The following is a 19,105-nucleotide window of genomic DNA, read 5'->3' as shown; positions in this document are numbered from 1 at the left end:
GCATAGTCGTATGACAAAAATTTCCAAAGCTCAATTCCGCACTCTATGTAAAACTATTCTTTTTAAAAAACGCGGTTGGGATATTAAAGATCACAAGATCATCGCCCAACTTAAACCCTTGCTTAAACCCTATAAGCGTCTCTTGCTTTACTGCCACCTACCTCATGAACCCAATTTAATGCCCTTAATCGCTTGGGCACGCCGGCACAAGATAAAGGTTTTTGTGCCCACTTTACAACAAGGACATTTGCACGCCACGCCCTACCGCCTTCCCCTTGTGCGCAAAACTTACCATATCTTAGAACCCTCTCCCACACGCGCATACTTTAAGCCTCTCGAGCTAGCCATTGTGCCCGTGCTAGGTATCGATAAAGCGGGTAGGCGTATAGGTTTTGGCAAGGGTTATTATGACCTCTTCTTTGCCACACACCCTAAAATTCCCATTATTTTTACAGCCCGCCAAATCTTACAATCCCAAAGTTTGCTAGGCGAGAACCATGATATAGTAAGCGCGCGCTATTTAGACCAGCGCACCCCAAATAAGATAAACAAAAGGATAACCAATGGAATACATGTTAGAGATCGTGCTTCCATGCGCGCTCACGGGCCTTAGTGTGTTTTGGCTGACTAAGCGCTCCATTTTAGCCAATAGTCAAGAACACCTGCGGCAGGCCAAAGCCAAAGCCGATATGTTGCTCTATCAGGCTCAGGTACTCTACCAAGCTAAAGAAGTCGAATCCCAAACCCTTTTAGAAACCTTACAAAAAGATTTTGACCAAAAAGTTCACGCACACGCCCAAGAATACCAGCACAAATTAGACGCACTCCACTCTCAAGAATCCCAGCAAAGACAATATCTAAATACCCAGCAAGCGCATTTAGATCAAGCCCGCCAAGCCTTAGAAGTCCAACAACAAGATTTAAAAATTCAAAAAAACGCCCAAGAACGCTTACAAAATGAATATGAAGAACTCAAAGCCCAAATGCTAGAGGCGTTGATGCAAACATCAGGCTACACCCAAGAAGAGGCAAAAGCGTTGATCTTGCACCAAGTGGAAGAAGAGTTGCTGTTACAAAAAGCGGCTTTAGTGCGCCGTTATGAAAAAGAAGCCAAAAGAGAAGCGCGCGCACGCGCTAATTTTGTGATTGCCGACGCCACCGCCCGTTTTGCGAGCCAATTTGCGATGGAAAACCTCACCAGCGCGGTTAATCTGCCTGATAGCGAGTATATTGGGCGCATCATTGGCAAAGAGGGCAAGAATATAGACACCTTTAAGCGTGTCAGCGGGGTAGAGGTGATGATCGATGAAGAATCTAAAACCATCACTTTAAGTTGCTTCAATCTTTACCGCCGTGAAATTGCTAGGCGCACTTTGGAAGAATTGATTCAAGATGGGCGTATCCAGCCTGCGCGTATCGAAACCATATACCAGCGCGTGGAATCGAATATGGAAGAAGCCATTTTAGAAGATGCCGAAGAGGTTTTGTTAGATCTCAAATTGGACTCCATGCACGAAGAACTCAAGCGCTTGATTGGCAAAATGCGCTACCGCACCAGCTACGGACAGAACGCACTGATGCACTCCATCGAAGTAGCGATTTTGGCAGGGGATATTGCCGCCCAATTGGGCGGAGATTCTAAGCTCGCGCGCCGTGCCGGAATCTTGCATGACATCGGTAAAGCGTTGACCTATGAATGTGGGGGGGATCATGTCGAGCTAGGCGCAGAGGTGTGCACACGCCACCATGAACATCCCGTTGTCCTGAATGCTATTTACGCCCATCATGATAGGGAAGAAATCAAGAGTATCGAATGTGCGGCCGTGTGCGCAGCAGATGCGCTTTCTGCCGCGCGTCCTGGAGCGCGCCGCAAAGATGCTGAAAACTTCTTAGCCCGTATGCATGACCTAGAGCGTATCGCTACCAAAAGAAAGGGAGTTAAAAAAGTTTTTGCGATGGACGCAGGACGTGAAGTGCGCGTGATTGTCTGCCCTGAACGCGTCAATGACGCTAAAATCACCTTATTAGCTAAGGATATTGCAAAAGAAATTGAAAATACCCTACAATATCCCGGTGAAGTCGTGGTGCATGTGATTCGCGAAAAGGTCGCCAAAGCCACCGCACGCTAGAAAGGTCATTGATGTTATCCTCCCCCCTGCATAACACCCTCTTCACCCCCTACACCCTAGAGCAAGAACTCCCCAAACTCTACAACTTTGCACAGACACAAGAGCAAGCTAAAGCCATCCTAGAGAAAATTACAGCCCTCAATCTACTCCACTTTAAAACCAGCAATGAACACCAGTTTGAAGATCACTTCATCGCCAAAGTGCTAGAAATCTTGGGTTGGGCGTATTTGCGCCAAGAAGAAAAGAGTATTCAAGGCAAATTAGAAAAACCGGACTTTTTACTCTTTGCAAGCCCAGAGTTAAAACAAGCCTACCAAGCCCTAGACAGAACAGAAAGATACGCCAGCAACGCCTTTTTCAGCGTGATCTGTGAGAGCAAGGCGTATAGCATAGAGGTGGATAGCGCTAAAAAAACCCCCGCGCACAATCCCCATTACCAAATTTTGCACTATCTCAACGCCTTAAGACACAATTATGGCTTTTTGACCAATGGGAGGGTGTGGCGTTTTTATGACGCGCACAAGCCCACTTACCACAAGGTCTTTTTTCAAGTGGATTTAGAGATGATCTTACAAACCCAAGACTTGGAGCATTTTCTCTACTTTTACCACATTTTCAACGCCGCTAACTTTTTGCCCCAAACCCTAGAGGATAGCAAAGAGCCTACCACCACAATGGGGGCAGCCTTAAAAGCCAATGATGAAAAGAAAACAGACATTGAAGAAGACTTAAAAAATCTCATCTATGGCACAGAAGGCTATACCTTCTCTTTGTTTGAGGACATCGGGGTGGCTTTGCACGCGCGCCACCCACAAGCCCCCCTAGAAGACATCTATCAAAACACCCTCTATTTTCTCTTTAGACTGCTTTTCATCGCCTACTTTGAAGACAAGTTTGAGGATTTGCTCAAAAAACATAGCGGGTTTGGCAAACATTTGAGTATCCATAACATCTTAGAATGGCTAGAGGACGACCCACAGACCTACTATGGCATGGGCAAATTAGAACATCTCTTTAGCATCTACAATGAAGGCAATGAAAATTACGCCATGCCCCTTTTTGATGGCGGACTCTTTGAGCCTAGTAAAACGCAACTTTTTAAAGCAGGCAAGATTATTAGCGACTCCCTTTTGAAAAAAATCCTCACCCATCTATTCTACTATGAGGATTGCAAACGGGGCTATGCCACTCTAAGCGTGGTGCATTTAGGGAGCATTTATGAGGGCTTGATGTCCTATTTCTTTGCCATCGCTACAGAAGAAATCCACTATTGTAAAACGCAAAAAAGCGAGGGCTACTACGATAACCACGATAAAATTCTCTTAGAAAAGCAAGAAAAGATCACATCCAGCCAAGACTACCCCAAGGGACAGATTTATCTTAAAAACACCTCTAATTCTAGAAAATCCAGCGGGAGTTTTTACACCCATGAGGACATCACCAAAACCTTAGTGCAACACGCCCTAGCTGATTTAAACAATGAAAACATCTTAGAGTTTAAGATTTTAGACAACGCCTGTGGGAGCGGGGCGTTTCTCATTGAAGCGCTAAACCTTGCTAGCCAAAAGGCTTTAGAACACAACTATCCTGCCCTACAAACCCCCTTTGAGCAAGAAAAAGCCCTCATTGAGCAACAAGCCCAACGCTATATCCCCGGCTACCAAGCAGATGAAGCCGCCATTTTAAAACGCCTGCTTTTAAAGAAAATGATCTATGGGGTGGATATTAACCCCTTTAGCATAGAGCTAGCCAAACTCTCGCTGTGGATTGATAGCTTTGTCTTTGGCACGCCCTTGAGTTTCTTAGAACACCATATCAAGTGCGGCAACGCGTTGATGGGTTGCTCCCTTAGCGCATTTGAAGAGTTTTTGGGCAAAAGCGGGAGACTCTTTAATGAGAATTTCTTTAAAGAATTTGAAACCCTAAAAACCCTCTTTAGCCAGCTTGCCAACACCAAAGACAGCACCAAAGAGGAGATCGCCCACTCTAAAGCCCTCTATGCCCAAATCCAGCCCCACTTAGACCAGCTCAATCTCTATCTTAACTTCTACAACACCCAAGAGCTCATCGCCCACAAAGCAGACCCCGCCCTCAAAGAGTTTTGGCAAAGACGCGCCAAAGGGCTAGAGGGCGTGGGGCTAGAACAATTACACACCCCAGAGTATCGCGATGTCAAAGAATGCATACAAGCCCACGCCCAAGAGTTTAGATTTTTCAACTATGAAATAGAGTTCCCCGAAATTGCCAGCGGGAGTGGCGGGCTCTTTGCCTTAAAACATAGCGGCTTTGACGCCATCATTGGCAACCCCCCTTGGGAGAAGAGCAAATTTGATGAAAGCGAGTTTTTTAGCGCGTTTAGAAGCGCGTACCGCACCTTTAGCCTTGCCCAAAAGCAAGAGTTTAAAACCAATGCCCTAGCAAAACCCTACATCAAAAGGGAGTTTGACACACAACAAGCCCACATCCAAACCACCAACGCCTATTACAAAGCCCATTATCCTAACAGCCGGGGGGCAGGCGATGGCAATCTGTTTAGATTCTTTATAGAACGCCATTTAAGCCTGCTTGGCTCTAAGGGGCGCTTGTGCGTGGTGATCCCTAGTGCGCTCATGCTTGAAGAGGGGAGTTTGGGCTTAAGAAAGAGGCTACTAGAAAAGCACACCCTAGAGTTTTTCTATAGTTTTGAAAATCGTCAAGGGATTTTTAAAGATGTACATCGCTGTTACAAATTCGCCCTTTTAGGCGTGCGCGCTTTTATCTGCTCTAAAGATCACCCCATCAAAGCCCTCTTTTATTTAGAAGACCTAGAACAGATCCAAAGCACAAAGCCCCTTTTAATCCCCCTTCAATCTCTGTTAAACTCTGCTAAATGCGCGCTCAAAGAGGTCAGAAGCGCGCTAGATTTAGAGATTTTAGAGCATTGCGCCTCTAGGTTTGCAAGGCTCAATGAGGGGTGGCTCAATTTTAGGCGTGAGTTGGACATGAGCGGGGATAAGGATTTATTCAAACCCCAAATGTGGCTAGATTTTAGATCCGAGTTGCACATGACAGGGGATAAAGACTTGTTTATCCCCATAGACGCACAGAAAACCCCAGCAAAAGCTGCGCTTTTGCCCCTGCTTGAGGGCAAACACATCCACCAATTCAATGCAGAGTTTGCCCCGCCCCGCTACTGCGTGGAGCTAGGGGCGTTGCAAGAGAGACTAAAAAGCAAAGAACAACACCGCGCTAAAAAGGGGGATTATAGCGGGGCGATTGCCTATGAGTATCAATATTTGAGGTTGGGGTATAGAAAGATCGCGCGCGATACGGACGAAAGAAGCTTTGTTGCGAGCTTGCTACCTAAAAATTGTGCGGTGGGCGAGAGTATGTATTTTGTTGTGCCTAAGCTTTATACCCCAAAGGGCATACTAGAAATGCCCCCCTTGCAAACCCTCTTTGTTTTGGGTTTGTTTAATTCGTTGGTAATAGATTATTACTTGCGATCACTAACCCAAATTAATATTACAAAAACTTATCTTGGACAACTCCCCCTCCCCCAGCCTAGCCTTGAAGAGATCAAAACCAACCCCCTTTACTTGGCTATCGCCCAAAGCGCGTTAGAATGCCAGCTTTATCACGACACCAACGGGCATTTTAGCGATCTAGCCCGCCTGTTTAAACCCCCCCTAGATGTGCCCAAAACCTCTAAGCTTTATCACACCAAACGCGCACAGCTAGACATTCTCATCGCGCGCGATGTCTATGGTTTAAGCCGCGATCAATTCTTGCACCTGCTAGACTCGTTTAGAGTTTTGAAAAACAAACAACCGGGGTTTATCGCCCTTTTAAAGAGTTTGTGGGAAGCAAGCTGAAAGCTTGCTCATTGAAGGTTTGCCTAAGCGCAAAATTTAAAAACTTATGGCACAATAATCCTAGCGCAACTGCCCCCAAAGGGGGCGTTCGCTTTAGCGGAGGTATTGGGTGAAGAGTACCATCAACGCTAGAATTATCAGCATTTTTTGCATGGCGATCTCCTTTCCGGGGGATCACCCACTATCCCCCCGACCCACAAACCTAAAAGATAAGTTCTAAGCCGTTTCTCCAAATGACCCAAAGCAGACCACCATGTGCGCCATAGGGCAGGATTATAACGAAAAAATTAAAGGGAATCAGCGCAAAATTTAAGAAGTTATGGCACAATAATCCTAGTGGTGCCGGGGCTTTAGCCCCGCCTTGTGTTAGTAAAGTGGTTGAGTCAGAACCACTAACACCACTAAGATTAGCATTAAGCGCATGGTGTGCCTCCTTTCCGGAGCACCACCCGCTGCAACTCCCGACCCACAAACCTAAAGGTTACCCTTTAAGCCGTTTCTCCAAATGACCCAAAGCAGACCACCATGTGCGCCATAAGCTGGAATTATAACTAAAAAATTAAAGGGAATCAGCGCAAAATTTAAAAACTTATGGCACAATAATCCTAGCGCGAGAGTCCCCCCCTTGTGGGGGGTTCTTTCCGCCTTTAGCGCAGATACTGGGTCAAGAGCATCATAAGCGCTAGGATTATCAGCATTCGCTTCATGGCGACCTCCTTTCTGGAGGATCACCCACTATCCCCCCGACCCTAAGCTCTAAGTCTTATTCTCCAAATGACCCAAAGCAGACCACCATGTGCGCCATAGGGCAGAATTATAACGAAAAAGTGAAGTGCCTAAATGCGTTAAAACTTTAGGCTTCCTAGACTGATGTTGTTCTGATATTGCCCGTAGAGAACAAACGCGTCGCGTTTGCGACTTCTCACTCTGTTGCAGACAAGCCAGGGTAGGTAGTTTGCTTATTCCCGTTGACCGGTTACCACTCGCGCGCTAAAGCCCACAAGCTTAAAGCGATAGTGATAGTTGGCTAGCATTAGCAGTCTCGCGCTAATATCCAAGTCGCAATCAAGGAGTAGTACCCTTGAGGTTGGAACATCAACTTTAGCAATAGAAAACATAAGGCTCCTAAGCGAGTTGTCCTGTTTGAAGCTACGATCTCCGCTAAAGTTAGAATCCCCTAACTTTAGCTATGGGGCATGCCAATCTGACAAAGGCTAATTGCGCATCCCCTGCGCTAGATACGAATATATGCGAATGTTATCTTACAAATAAGGGGCATTTATTCCACTCGCTAAAATGAACGCATCGCGCTTGCTGAGCAGAATTTCTGCCAAAGGGTGTTAAAGGTAAGTGAACAGACAGCAGAAAAAAACCACAGGGTGCCCGGGCTTCGCTATCTTGGTGTAGTGTCCAGGGGAAAGAAACAAGGAAGCCGCCGATCGCGGGCGCTAAACCGGCCGGCAAAAACCCCCCCCAACAAGTTATCTTCGAGGGTTTGCCTCTGTAACGCGAATCGTTCTACCCATAAAATCCGTATTGTCCAAAGTACTGATCGCTTTGAGTGCCCCTTCATCTTCCATTTCTACAAACCCAAACCCTTTAGGTCTTTTGGTTTCACGATCTGAAATAAGCTTCACAGAACTCACCGCTCCAAACTGACTAAAGAGTTCCTCTACTTCTTGCTCTGTGGCGCTATAAACCAAATTCCCTACGTAAATATTCTTCAAGTGCTCTCTCCGCGAAATTTCTCTCTAGCTGACGCTAAAAGACGCAATTACTATACCCCAATGTAGCTTAAATTATCCTCACTCGTTGCGCAACACGGCAAGCGCGTCTACACTAGAGGCTTTGAGTGCGGGGTAGTAGGAGGAAAGCGCAACGATGAGAATCGCGCCTATGAGTGTGCCTAAGAAATCCGTCATCGCCAAATCTAAAGGCAATTTATCCATGCCATAGACATCAGCGGGTAAAGAAATAATAGGAAAGTGCGCTAAAAAGCCCATCGCCAAGAATGCTAAGAGTACCCCTAAAATAATCCCACTTCCCCCGATCACACTCCCTAGCACAAAGAAACTGCGCTTGATCTCTGGAGCGCTCGCCCCCAGACTGAGCAAGAGAGCGATCTCTTTGCGGCGGTGCATCACCACCATGAGCAAGGAGCTAATGATGTTTAAAGAGGCCATTAAAATAATGAGCATCAACACGATAAAGAGCGCGCGCTTTTCTAGCGCCATTGCCGAAAAGAAATTCCCATTTTGTTGCCACCACCCTTCAATGCCTACGCCATGATTGGGGATTTCTTTAAGCGCTTCTTTGATTTTATCCATGTCCTCCATGGCGTGTTGGGAATACACATGAATCCCATCATACACCCCCGGGGGCAGATTTCTAATCGCGCTCAGGGCTTTTAAATTGGTATACAGATAGCTATTGTCATAAGCCCTAAGCCCGGATTCAAAGACACCATCCACCTCAAAGCGTTTCATGGTGGGAGAGAGCACAAAGCCAGTGGGTTCTAACTTAGTGAAGAACAAATCTAATTTTTTAGCTTTGCCCAATAAAAGCGACTCTTTTAAGGTTTTACCCACAATGAGATGAAAGGGTGTGGATTTGAAGCGCGCTAAACTCTCTGTATCAAAGCTCTTTTTTAAAATAGTATTGATACGCAATTCTCTATCTATATCCACCCCAAATAACAACCCGCCATTCACCATGCCATTGAAACGCGCCACCACCTGCATTTGCAAATAGGGGCTAAAGATCAGGTGGGGAAATTTGCGCTCTAATGCCTCCAAAGTGCTCTGTTCAATGCCCGCATAACTTGTCGTGTATAAGGTTAAGGGGTAATTCATCACAAAAAGCTTGTTCTCAAATTCCTTACTCATCCCGTTCATGATAGCCATCGCCACAATGAGCACCATCACCCCCACCCCCACCCCCAAAAAAGCCAAAAAAGCGGTGATGCTAATGAAAGGCTGATTCTTGTCAAAACGCAAATAACGGCGCACCAAAAAAGGCACTAAAGAGGGGGCAATCTGACTCATTTGGGCTTGGCAAACATCCCTTTTTTAGGACCGCTCTTAGCGTGGCAATCTTTGGACTTCTTCCCGCTTCCGCAAGGACAAGGCGCGTTTCTAGAAATGGTTTTAGATACTTTGCTAGATTCCATTTCCCAATTACTTAAAGCTAATTCGATCTCTGAGTTGTTAAAATTCAACTCTTCTTGTGCCTCTTGTAAATCACTAAAGAATCTCTGAGTGTCCTCATGCGTGCTCGCGCTCAATTCTAATTTATGAAAGGTCTTGATCGCCTCTAATTTGATCGAATCGATGAGCTCCAAGAATAGGTTATAGCTCTCCTTTTTATACTCCACAAGGGGGTCTTTTTGGTTATACCCCCTAAGCCCGATTCCGGTTTTGAGATTGTCCATCGTGTAGAGGTGTTCGCGCCACGCGTTATCTAAAATCTGCAAATAGATAATGCGCTCGATCTTATTGCGCTCCTCGACATGCTCCATCTTGGCTTGGTATTGCTCTTCTAGCGCGTTGAGGATGAAGGTTTCTAAACCCGTGATACTCTCATCTTGTAAATCTGTAAAATCAATGTGCGCATTAAATTCCTCTTGCAAAACATGGGCGATGTTTTCTAAATCCTCTGGGCTAAAATCCTGCACTTCAAAGGCTTGTTGGCTTTCTAAGATTTTCATCACCGCATATTGCCGATTCTCCTCAATACGCGCGCTAATGTCGTAATCATCGTCCAAAAGCTCATTGCGGAATTTGTAGACGGTTTTGCGTTGCTCATTAGCTACATCGTCGTATTCTAGCAGGTGTTTACGGCTTTCAAAATGCAGGGCTTCTACCTTCTTTTGGGCGTTTTCTACAGAACGCGTTACTAGCTTGGATTCGATGTATTCGCCATCTTTCAAGCCCAATTTCTCCATCACTCCCTTAATGCGATCACTTCCAAAGATACGCAATAAGCTATCCTCCAAGCTCAAATAAAATTGGCTCACCCCTGGATCCCCTTGACGCCCACTGCGCCCTCGAAGTTGGTTGTCAATGCGCCTACTCTCATGGCGTTCTGTACCGATGATGTAAAGCCCGCCTAATTCTTTGATCTCCTCGCTGAGTTTAATATCCACCCCGCGCCCGGCCATGTTGGTAGCAATTGTTACCGCCCCTTTAAGCCCTGCGTCCTTGATAATCTCGGCTTCTTTGGTGTGTTGCTTGGCGTTTAACACGGTGTGAGGGATGCGTTCTTGTTGCAACAGCGCGTGCAAGACTTCGCTTTTTTGGATGCTCGCCGTGCCCACCAATACGGGCTGCCCCTTGGCATGCAATTCTTTAATTTTGGCGATCACCGCTTCAAACTTCTCTCTTTCGCTCTTGTAGATGAGATCGTTTAAATCCTTGCGCTGGATGGGGATATTGGTGGGGATGGAGATCACCTCTAAATTGTAAATTTCTAAAAACTCGGTCGCTTCTGTTTGGGCGGTGCCCGTCATCCCTGCAAGCTTGTCATAGAGTCTAAAATAGTTCTGAAAAGTGATGTCGGCTAGGGTTTGACTTTCTTCTTTAATGCCCACCTGTTCTTTGGCTTCTAGGGCTTGGTGCAACCCTTCACTAAAGCGCCGCCCTTCACTCAAGCGCCCGGTAAATTCATCCACAATCACCACCTCCCCATTAGACACCACATAGTCCTTATCTTTGGCAAACAAGTAATGCGCCTTGAGGGCTTGATCCAAATGGTGGGAGAGAATGGCGTTATCTAGGCTGTAGAGATTGTCCACTCCAAAGAGTGTTTCTGCCTTTTTAATGCCCTCTTCGGTGATGAGAATCACGCGGTTTTTTTCATCAATGGTAAAATCTGTGTCTAGCTCCATGTTTTGGGCGACCATGTTCGCACGCTCGTAATTCTCCATGCGCTTATTCACAGGACCAGAGATGATTAAAGGCGTGCGCGCCTCATCAATGAGAATTGAATCCACCTCATCAATGATGGCAAAGGCATGTTCTTTTTGTACCTTCTGCTCTAGGGCGTATTTCATGTTGTCGCGCAAGTAGTCAAAGCCAAATTCATTATTCGTGCCATAAACAACATCATTGGCATAAATACTTAGCCGCTCCTCATCAAAGCTCCCCCCCACCACCACGCCCACGCTATAGCCCAAAAAGTTATAGAGGGGCTCCATTTCTTTAGCGTCCCTTTGGGCTAAATAGTCATTGACCGTAACGACATGCACGCTTTGCCCACTCATCGCATGCAAAGCCACCGCCAAAGTCGCCACCAAAGTTTTGCCCTCACCGGTTTTCATCTCGGCGATCTTGCCCTCATGCAAGACCATGCCCCCGATGAGTTGGACATCAAAATGGCGCATTTTCAAGACCCGTTTTGACGCTTCGCGCGTGATGGCAAAACTCTGACACAGGACTTCGTCCAAGCTTTTTTCTTGATGGCGTACCTGGGTTTTTAAGCTCTCAAAAAGGACTTGTAACTCCTGATCCTCAAGTGCGCTATATTCTTCTTCTAGCGCATTAATATGCGCCACGCGCTGCTGATAGGCTTTGATGGCGCGTTGGTTTTTCGTACCGATAATCTTATTAACAAGGGTTGTAATCATTGTGGGTATCCATGTTGTTTTAACATAAGCCTAGATTTTAACAAATTTTTATACAATCGCGCCTAAAAGAGAAGAGCATGCGCTGGATCGCTATTTTATGTTTAGGGGTGGGGGGGCTGTTGGGCTTGGATTTGCATTTTCAGAGCTTTAGCGCGCATTTCAAGCAGGTGGTGCTGGGCGAAGGTCCTAGCCCCGTTTATGAGGGCGAAATCTTTGCCAAAATGCCCGATTTGGTAAAATGGGTCTATGACAAACCCTCTATCAAAGAGATCTACATGCGCGATAGGCGTGTGGTGGTCTATGAACCTCAGCTCTTGCAAGCCACCCTCACCAAACTAGACAAGTCTTTGGATTTCTTCACCATTCTCAAAAAAGCCAAGCTCCAAAAAGATGGGCGTTATAAAACCAAGATCAAAGACACCACCTACTACCTCACTTTGCAGGACAAGTTACCCTATTTGCTAGAGTTTACAGACAAACTCAAGAACAAGGTCCAAATCATCTTTAGCGCTGTAAAAACCAATACCCCTTTAGAAGATTCGATGTTTGTCTTTGTACTCCCCAAGGGGGTGGATTTGGTGCGCCATTAGTAAATGCGCTTAAAATCCTCAATCACCTCTTGATACATCTCTAAGGTCTGCGCGATGGATTTGTCTAAAGTGTAATTTTGTACACTATGGGCATAGGCTTTTTCAGCGAGAGCGCGTTCTGCAGGATGTTCGAGCCAATAGTCAATCTGGCGCGCTAGGTCTATGGGGTCATTGGCTTTAAAAAGAGAACGATTATCTAGGGCAAATTGATTGGTGGCGCTAATTTTGCTATCTGAAATGATGGGTACCACCCCACAGCCCATCGCCTCTAAACACGCGATCGCCTCCCCCTCCACATCTGCGCTATGCACATAGAGATCGCATTGGTAGAGCAATTCCACTAAGGCGCTAGGCTCTACAAAACCAAAATCCACTTGATGAGCTAATTTGCTAGCCTGTCTTTGCAACGCGTTCAAACAAGGCCCCTGCCCCTTGAGATGTAATTGAATTTTAGCGCGGTACTCACTTAGGTGCACTGCCTCGATGAGCACGCGTTGGTTTTTTTCAGGCGAATAACGCCCCACCATGACAATGTGGTAAAGATCATCTGTCTTCGTGTTGTGCGTACGGGGGGTGTAGAGAGGATCAAACCCATTAGAGATCACATATTTTTTCCCCCCATAACCATGTCTGTTTAATTCGGATTTGATTAGAGGCGAAGGGCAGTGGATATGGCTGAGGTGCTGGTAGTAATTGTGTTTGAACCACCAAAAGATCGCGCGATTCAACCAAGCGAGCTTTTCTAATTTGATATTGTAGGTGATGTGTTCGGGTTGCAAGTGAAACGCCCCCACAAAGGGGATTTGCATAGAACGCGCGACTTCTATAGCGACTTTTTCTAATTTAAAGGGCAAGAAGAGATGGATAATATCCGCCCCTTCAAAAGCGCATTGCAGCACCTTTTGTTGGGGCTTACCAAAGAGAATATGTTGTTTATGGGCAATTTGAGTCACCAAGGGAATATGGCGCTCAGGCACGCTGAAAAACCCCTCCCCTTGCACAAAGGGGGCGACCACGCGCACCGCATGCCCATGCTTTTGCAAAGCTTTGTAAAAACGATAAGCCGCCATAGAAGTGCCATTGCTCTTGTTTTCAAAACTATCCACCACCAGCACAATAACCACTAATCTTCCTTGAAGTTGAACTTGAAGGGGCGCTTTTCAAAAACTAAGATTTCAAAATCCCCCTCAAAAACTTTGATTTCCATAAACTCCCCCTCCACACGTACAGACACCTTTTTAGAGCTGGTATGACTGATAGTAGCGTTAAAATAAACTTCCTGTTTCAGTTCCACAGGGGCGAGTAAACTCAATTTGATCGAGCTAATCAAGCTATTTTTCTTATTGAGCGCGCAAAGGGCGGCAAAACTCGCCGCGCTCACAATAAAGCCTGCATGCACGATATTTTCCTCACAGAGCATAAATTCTTTAGGAATAAGACATACGGTCGCTTTTCCCGATCCAAAAGAGATCAAATCTGCACACAGTGTCTGCTCGAGCTTAGAACAAACCACCAAACCTTCCTCAAGGGGTGTATCACTCATGTTTAGCCTTTTGTTAAGATAAAGTAAGCGCGTAAGGGGGGGTCATAACCCTCCAGCGTTTTCGTCCCGCTTGGGTCTAAAAAATGCTCCAAACTCAAGCCCTCAATCCATGCGCTCTTGCGCTGTTCTTGTGTGGTGGTGGGGCGTTTGGCAAGCATAGTACAAGTGCTAAAGCCCGCTTTAAACGCCCAATTTTGCAAGGCACTAGGGCTGGGGATGAAATAGACATTGCGCATTTTAGCATAGGTGCGCGGGCAGAGCGCGACCTCTAGGGGGCTTTCATAAATGAGGGTGTCTAAAACCAGCACACCTTCTTGATTAAGCCCCATGTGCAAGGCTTTGAGCGCGCTATGGGGGTCTTTTCTGTGGTAGAGCACCCCCAAACAAAAGATCACATCAAAGCGTTTTGGATAAGTACGCAGATTCTCCACTCCCAAACTCTCATAGAGAATATCAAGCCCCAAGAGCGCGTTCAAATATTCAAATTGCGCCCTATACAGCGCACTAGGATCAAACCCGCTCAAGCTTGCACAAGCCTGCTTAGCCATACAAAAGAGGTGGTAGCCATTATTACAGCCCACATCAGCGACATGCTTACCTCTTAAATCTAGGCAATCTTTGAGAAGATCCCATTTAAAATCACTCCGCCATTCGCTTTGGATTTTAAAGCCCCGATCGTGTTGTTCTAGCATGAAGGGACCCTTGCGCCATGGGCGCAAAGCCCATGCCCTTTCATAAAGTAAATCTAGGTCTACCCCCTCGCTTAAGAAAATACGCAAACCCTGATCTAAGCAATAATTAGCCAAATAAGCTCCCCTGCTGGGGTCTACACGCCAACAGCGCGCCTATGTCCACACCCCCCAAAACAAAACCTAGAGTAAAGGGAGCGCGCAGTAAAATTTTCAAATGATTGAGATCGCAGTAGAGTTGGTGGGCGATCTCTAGGGGGGTGGGGGTGAAAATTTCTATATGGTGCCAAGGGGCGTTTGTGCGGGTGTGATCAAGGAGCGCGCGCATGTGATCCAAGAGCACCCCTCCCACAAGCACCTTACAGCCATGCGTGCAGGGTTCTAGCGCGTCATTGGTGTAAAAGGCGCGCATGAAGGGCAACATGCCCAAGTGGTCTAATTGCGCGCGCACCCCCAACGCCTCACAAGCAAGGAGCGCGCGGGCTAATTGCGGGGCATAGAAACTAGGCAATTTGAGATCAAAACGCACGCCCTGATAGAGAACACTCAAGTTAAAGAGTTGGGCTAACAAGATTTGAAAGGGCGGAGCGCCCTCTAGGTCTAACTCCTTTTCAAAAAAACTCTTAAAAGCGGGGGTGTGCGCCACAATGCAAGAAACTTCTAAAAGGGATAGGTTCAGCAGCTCCACACTCTCCCCCTCAAACAACACTACATGTTTGGCATGCACAATCCTAGAAAGAATGGCAAACTCCACTGCGTCAACACAGAGTAGACGCACCCCCAATAAGTGGTAGCGCAATAATCTCTCTAGAGCTTTAGCCACTTGGGGCACAAAGATCCACGCAATTTCTGGATCACTAATGCCCATGTCCTGATCGTAAAGCACCCCATAAGCCCCGCATGCTAGCGCCTGCGCGATGTCTTGAGGGTGTAGGGCGATAAAGAGCCCCCCTTGCGTGTTTTTAGGGTCTGTACTGACATGGCTAAAGGCGTGCACACAGGGCGCGCTTTTAAGCACCCCCCTAGTGATCTCCACCACCTCAGCCACATGCACTAGCTAATGGCACTCCCATTTTTCATAGGGGTTAGAGGCGCGATCAGACTTAAATGCTCTCCATCCCCAGCGCTCAACACCATGCCCTCACTCAGCACCCCTAACATTTTGCGCGGCTCTAAATTCACCAAGGCGCACACCTGTTGCCCCTCTAGAGTTTTGGGCGCGTAATGCTTGGCAATCCCAGAGAGAATGACGCGCACCCTATCCCCAAAATCCACGCGCAACAATAGGAGTTTGTCGCTCTGCTCTAGCTTTTCTACACTCACCACCTGCCCTACGCGAATCTCTAGCTTTTGAAAATCTTTTAAGCTGATGGTTTGGGTTTTGGGCTTGGGGGCTTGGATCAATTCTAAGCGGGGGAAAAGGGGCGGGGTTTTGGCAATCACGAAAGCATCTAAAAAAGGATTTTCTTGGATACGCCCAAACGCCTCAGCCTCTAGCTTTAAACCTAGGATGTCGGCTAGCTTGCGCGCGCTCTGTGGGATCACAGGGTAGAGGTAGTAGGTCGCTTTGGCTAGCAGGGCCGCAACAAGCCCTAACAACGCCATGATCTTGGCTTGATCGCGCATTTTCCATGGCTCATCGCGCGCGATGAGCGCATTAGCTCCCTCAAAGACTTTCCACAGATCCTCTAGGTATTTGTGAGGCTGCATCTCTTGCATGCTTGCTTCTAGGGGCTCAAAAAGCGCGCTCAGGGTGGCGTAATCTTGGGCATAGTGTTGCAAAACCTGCGCGCTTTCAATGCGCCCTTCAAAATAACGCCACGCCATGCCGCTCAAGCGTTGCAACAAATTCCCTAAAGTGTTGCTCAAATCCGCATTGGAGCGGCGCAACAACGCCTCAAGGCTAAAATCCCCATCCTGCCCTAAGGGCACTTCACGCAAGAGAAAATAGCGCAAGGGGTCCTTGCCGTAATTTTGCGCCACTTCTTGGGCGTTGATCACATTGCCAATACTCTTGCTCATCTTCACGCCCTCAATGGTCCACCACCCGTGTACACAAAGATGTTTGAATAAGGGCAACCCTAAACTCATCAAAAACGCGGGCCAATAAATGGCATGGAAGCGCAAAATATCCTTGCCCACTACATGGATGGCATGGTTGAAATAGCCCATCTTCTCCCCATGCGGATAACCCAGCGCGCTCACATAATTGAGCAACGCGTCCAACCAAACATAGATAACATGCTTGGGGTCTTTGCATGTGGGGGGGAGCTTGATCCCCCATTCAAAACTGGTGCGCGTGATGGAGAGATCGTGCAAGCCCTGTTCAATAAAGCGCAACACCTCAGGCGCACGGCTGGTGGGTAAAATGGCTCTAGGGTTTTTGGCGTAAAACTCTAACAGGGGCTCTTGATACTGGCTCAATCTAAAAAAATAGCTCTCTTCTTCTAAGATGCTTGTTTCTCTCTGACAATCTGGACAACGCGCGTGGTTAGCCACAAAACTCTCACAACTCACACAATAAGAACCCCTGTAAGTGCCTTTGTAAATATCGCCCTGTTCTAGCATGGTGGCAAAGGCGCGTTGCACAGCTAGGACATGCGCGCTGTCTGTGGTGCGGATAAAATGATCGTAACCGATGTCAAAGAAATCCCATTGCGATCTAAAATGCGCGCTGATTTGAGAGGCGTATTCTAGAGGACTTAACCCATGTTTTTGGGCGCTCAGGGCGATCTTTTGCCCATGTTCGTCCGTGCCCGTCAAAAAGAACACCTCATGCCCTCTAAGGGTGTAGTATCTCTTGAGCATGTCGGCGATAAAAGTGGTGTAGGCATGCCCTAAATGCGGGACATCATTGACATAGTAAATGGGCGTAGAAACCAGTCTTTGCATGCGTCTGCCTTTAAGTCTAAAAGCATATAATAGCACAAAAGGAGATTGATGTTAGCTAAGGTGTTTTTAAAATCTATGCTCAAGCGCTTTAAGAATGGGGATTATCGCATCATTTTTTGGGATAAAGAAGTGTATCTCAATGGCACAAAAACCCCTAAATTCACCATCAAATTCAACCGCCCCCTGAAAATGAGCGACATCAAAAAAGACATGTCTTTGACCATTGCAGAAGCGTATATGGATGGCGTGATCGACATTGAAGGTTCTATGGATGCAGTGATGCGTGCGCTTTATTTGCAAACCAACTACGCGCATCTGCACAGGCATGATAACGCCATTCCTATCCGACAAACCAGCAAAGAGAGTTCTAATATCCAAAGCCATTATGATCTGGGCAATGATTTTTACAAGCTTTGGCTAGATGAAACTTTGAGTTATTCTTGCGCCTATTTTAAAACGCCAAAAGACACCCTCTATCAAGCCCAATTACAAAAACTCGATCACACGCTCAAAAAACTCGATCTCAAGCAGGGCGAAAAACTCTTAGATATTGGCTGTGGTTGGGGCTATCTCTCGATTCGGGCGGCTCAAGAATACAGCGTAGAAGTGGTGGGTATCACGATCTCAGAAGAGCAATTCAAGCAGGCTAGCCAACGGGTTAAGGACATGGGCTTAGAGGATCGCGTTACAATCAGACTTTTAAATTACCAAGATTTAGATGGCATGCACGAGCGCTTTGACAAGGTGGTGAGTGTGGGGATGTTTGAACATGTGGGCAAAGAGAACCTACCCTTTTATTTCAAGAAGGTCAAAGAAGTGTTAAAAGTGGGGGGGACTTTCTTGCTGCACTCCATCTTGTGTTGCTTTGAGGGCACTACGAATGCGTGGATTGACAAATACATTTTCCCGGGGGGGTATCTGCCCTCTTTAAGAGAGGTGATTTCTATCAGCGCTGAGAGCGATTTTCATTTAGTCTTAGCCGAGAGTTTGCGCCTGCACTATGCCAAAACCCTAGACATTTGGTATCAAAACTTTTGCGCCCATGAAGAGACCATCAAGAGCATGTATGATGCGCGTTTTGTGCGCATGTGGGGGCTGTATTTGAATAGCTGTGCTTCTGCTTTTCGCGTGGGGAGTGTGGACCTCTACCAACTTTTATTCACCCATAGCGTGGACAACAACACTCCCCTAACCCATGAATATATCTATAATGCTTGAATGTAGTTAGTCAAGATTAAATTTAGCATAGTGCGCCAAGATTCGCTCTGCATCGAGCATATCGGGATCGATCTTTATGCCAATATGGTTTGCATAATGTTCTTTAAATTCTTCTAACGTGATCCATTTTAGATGATCCGCGACAGCGTGGCGGGATGTTCTGACATAAGGAAAATGCCATTGAGCCAACTCAAGATCACGCACAAGCGTAACAGGACGATCAAAGTGAAGTTTTTCAATAAGCCTTTCACCTCGTGGCAAAGGAACGAAGCGAACATCTGTATTACAAAAACATAATTGATCGCCGCTGAAAACCATTTGCAGGTTTGCAGATTGTTGGATATAAATCTGCCTCCCCTGCACTCTAAAGTTGATTCTAGGGCAACTCAAAGCCTCATAGCTATGCAAAATATCGTAAAAACTCTTATAAAATTTTTTGGCATCATAGATATGATCTACATCTATCTTAATAACCCATTCGTCTTTGGGAATCATTGAAAGAACATGGTTGTAATAGTGGTGGGTTTGATTAAAAAAAAATAGGGTGTATGGGACTGATTTATGGGG

13 protein-coding genes and 1 pseudogene are annotated in these 19,105 nt (G+C 46.5%); 5 read left to right on the top strand and 9 right to left on the bottom strand.

Annotation, left to right across the window (positions count from 1 at the left end; genetic code table 11):
* Window positions 1–10: 10 nt before the first annotated feature.
* From C6G87_RS07485 to C6G87_RS07475, 3 genes are read left to right on the top strand one after another with little or no spacing between them, the layout of a single operon-like run.
* Window positions 11–613, top strand: a complete 603-nt coding sequence (locus C6G87_RS07485) for a 5-formyltetrahydrofolate cyclo-ligase (protein ID WP_104752892.1) — start codon at window positions 11–13, stop codon at window positions 611–613.
* Window positions 564–2,129: a ribonuclease Y gene (gene rny / locus C6G87_RS07480; RefSeq protein WP_104752891.1), complete on the top strand. Its 1,566-nt coding sequence runs from the start codon at window positions 564–566 to the stop codon at window positions 2,127–2,129. The genes C6G87_RS07485 and rny overlap by 50 nt, the downstream gene beginning before the upstream one ends.
* Before the next feature lie 11 nt (window positions 2,130–2,140).
* Window positions 2,141–5,983: an Eco57I restriction-modification methylase domain-containing protein gene (locus tag C6G87_RS07475; protein ID WP_104752890.1), complete on the top strand. Its 3,843-nt coding sequence runs from the start codon at window positions 2,141–2,143 to the stop codon at window positions 5,981–5,983.
* Between the two features lie 1,481 nt (window positions 5,984–7,464).
* Here C6G87_RS07475 and C6G87_RS07460 read toward each other — a convergent pair.
* From C6G87_RS07460 to secA, 3 genes are all read right to left on the bottom strand, one after another.
* Entirely contained in the window at window positions 7,465–7,710 is a 246-nt protein-coding gene (locus C6G87_RS07460; protein ID WP_104752887.1) for an RNA recognition motif domain-containing protein, read from the bottom strand.
* 78 nt (window positions 7,711–7,788) lie between these two features.
* Complete coding sequence (locus C6G87_RS07455; RefSeq protein WP_104752886.1) at window positions 7,789–9,027, bottom strand: ABC transporter permease; 1,239 nt, start codon at window positions 9,025–9,027, stop codon at window positions 7,789–7,791.
* Complete coding sequence (secA, locus tag C6G87_RS07450) at window positions 9,024–11,606, bottom strand: preprotein translocase subunit SecA (protein ID WP_104752885.1); 2,583 nt, start codon at window positions 11,604–11,606, stop codon at window positions 9,024–9,026. The genes C6G87_RS07455 and secA overlap by 4 nt, the downstream gene beginning before the upstream one ends.
* Window positions 11,607–11,683: 77 nt before the next feature.
* Between secA and lolA the strand changes: the two genes are divergently transcribed.
* Complete coding sequence (lolA, locus tag C6G87_RS07445) at window positions 11,684–12,196, top strand: LolA-like outer membrane lipoprotein chaperone (protein ID WP_104752884.1); 513 nt, start codon at window positions 11,684–11,686, stop codon at window positions 12,194–12,196.
* On the opposite strand, the gene C6G87_RS07440 is transcribed toward lolA, so the two are convergent.
* Genes C6G87_RS07440 through metG form a run of 5 tightly spaced genes read right to left on the bottom strand, consistent with a single transcriptional unit; the run spans window position 12,193 to window position 17,320 of the window.
* The gene (locus tag C6G87_RS07440; RefSeq protein WP_104752883.1) at window positions 12,193–13,320 is read right to left on the bottom strand and encodes a glycosyltransferase; all 1,128 of its coding nucleotides are present in this window, start codon (window positions 13,318–13,320) and stop codon (window positions 12,193–12,195) included. The genes lolA and C6G87_RS07440 overlap by 4 nt on opposite strands.
* The gene (locus C6G87_RS07435) at window positions 13,320–13,739 is read right to left on the bottom strand and encodes a PaaI family thioesterase (RefSeq protein ID WP_104752882.1); all 420 of its coding nucleotides are present in this window, start codon (window positions 13,737–13,739) and stop codon (window positions 13,320–13,322) included. The genes C6G87_RS07440 and C6G87_RS07435 overlap by 1 nt, the downstream gene beginning before the upstream one ends.
* Window positions 13,740–13,741: 2 nt before the next feature.
* On the bottom strand, window positions 13,742–14,545 hold the full coding sequence (gene cmoB, locus C6G87_RS07430) for a tRNA 5-methoxyuridine(34)/uridine 5-oxyacetic acid(34) synthase CmoB (protein ID WP_104752881.1): 804 nt from the start codon (window positions 14,543–14,545) through the stop codon (window positions 13,742–13,744).
* Entirely contained in the window at window positions 14,538–15,476 is a 939-nt protein-coding gene (locus C6G87_RS07425) for a hypothetical protein (RefSeq protein ID WP_158653132.1), read from the bottom strand. The genes cmoB and C6G87_RS07425 overlap by 8 nt, the downstream gene beginning before the upstream one ends.
* A 5-nt stretch (window positions 15,477–15,481) precedes the next feature.
* A complete protein-coding gene (gene metG, locus C6G87_RS07420) occupies window positions 15,482–17,320 on the bottom strand; it encodes a methionine--tRNA ligase (RefSeq protein ID WP_104752879.1) in 1,839 nt (612 codons plus the stop codon).
* Between the two features lie 48 nt (window positions 17,321–17,368).
* Here metG and C6G87_RS07415 point away from each other — a divergent pair, with 48 nt between their 5' ends.
* A complete protein-coding gene (locus tag C6G87_RS07415; RefSeq protein ID WP_104752878.1) occupies window positions 17,369–18,538 on the top strand; it encodes a class I SAM-dependent methyltransferase in 1,170 nt (389 codons plus the stop codon).
* A gap of 6 nt (window positions 18,539–18,544) precedes the next feature.
* Here C6G87_RS07415 and C6G87_RS07410 read toward each other — a convergent pair.
* Window positions 18,545–19,105: pseudogene (locus C6G87_RS07410) on the bottom strand (beta-1,4-N-acetylgalactosamyltransferase); the annotation flags it as partial.

Source organism: Helicobacter baculiformis, assembly GCF_900197685.1.
GTDB classification, from domain to species: domain Bacteria; phylum Campylobacterota; class Campylobacteria; order Campylobacterales; family Helicobacteraceae; genus Helicobacter; species Helicobacter baculiformis.
This window is presented reverse-complemented; position numbering and strand designations above follow the sequence as displayed.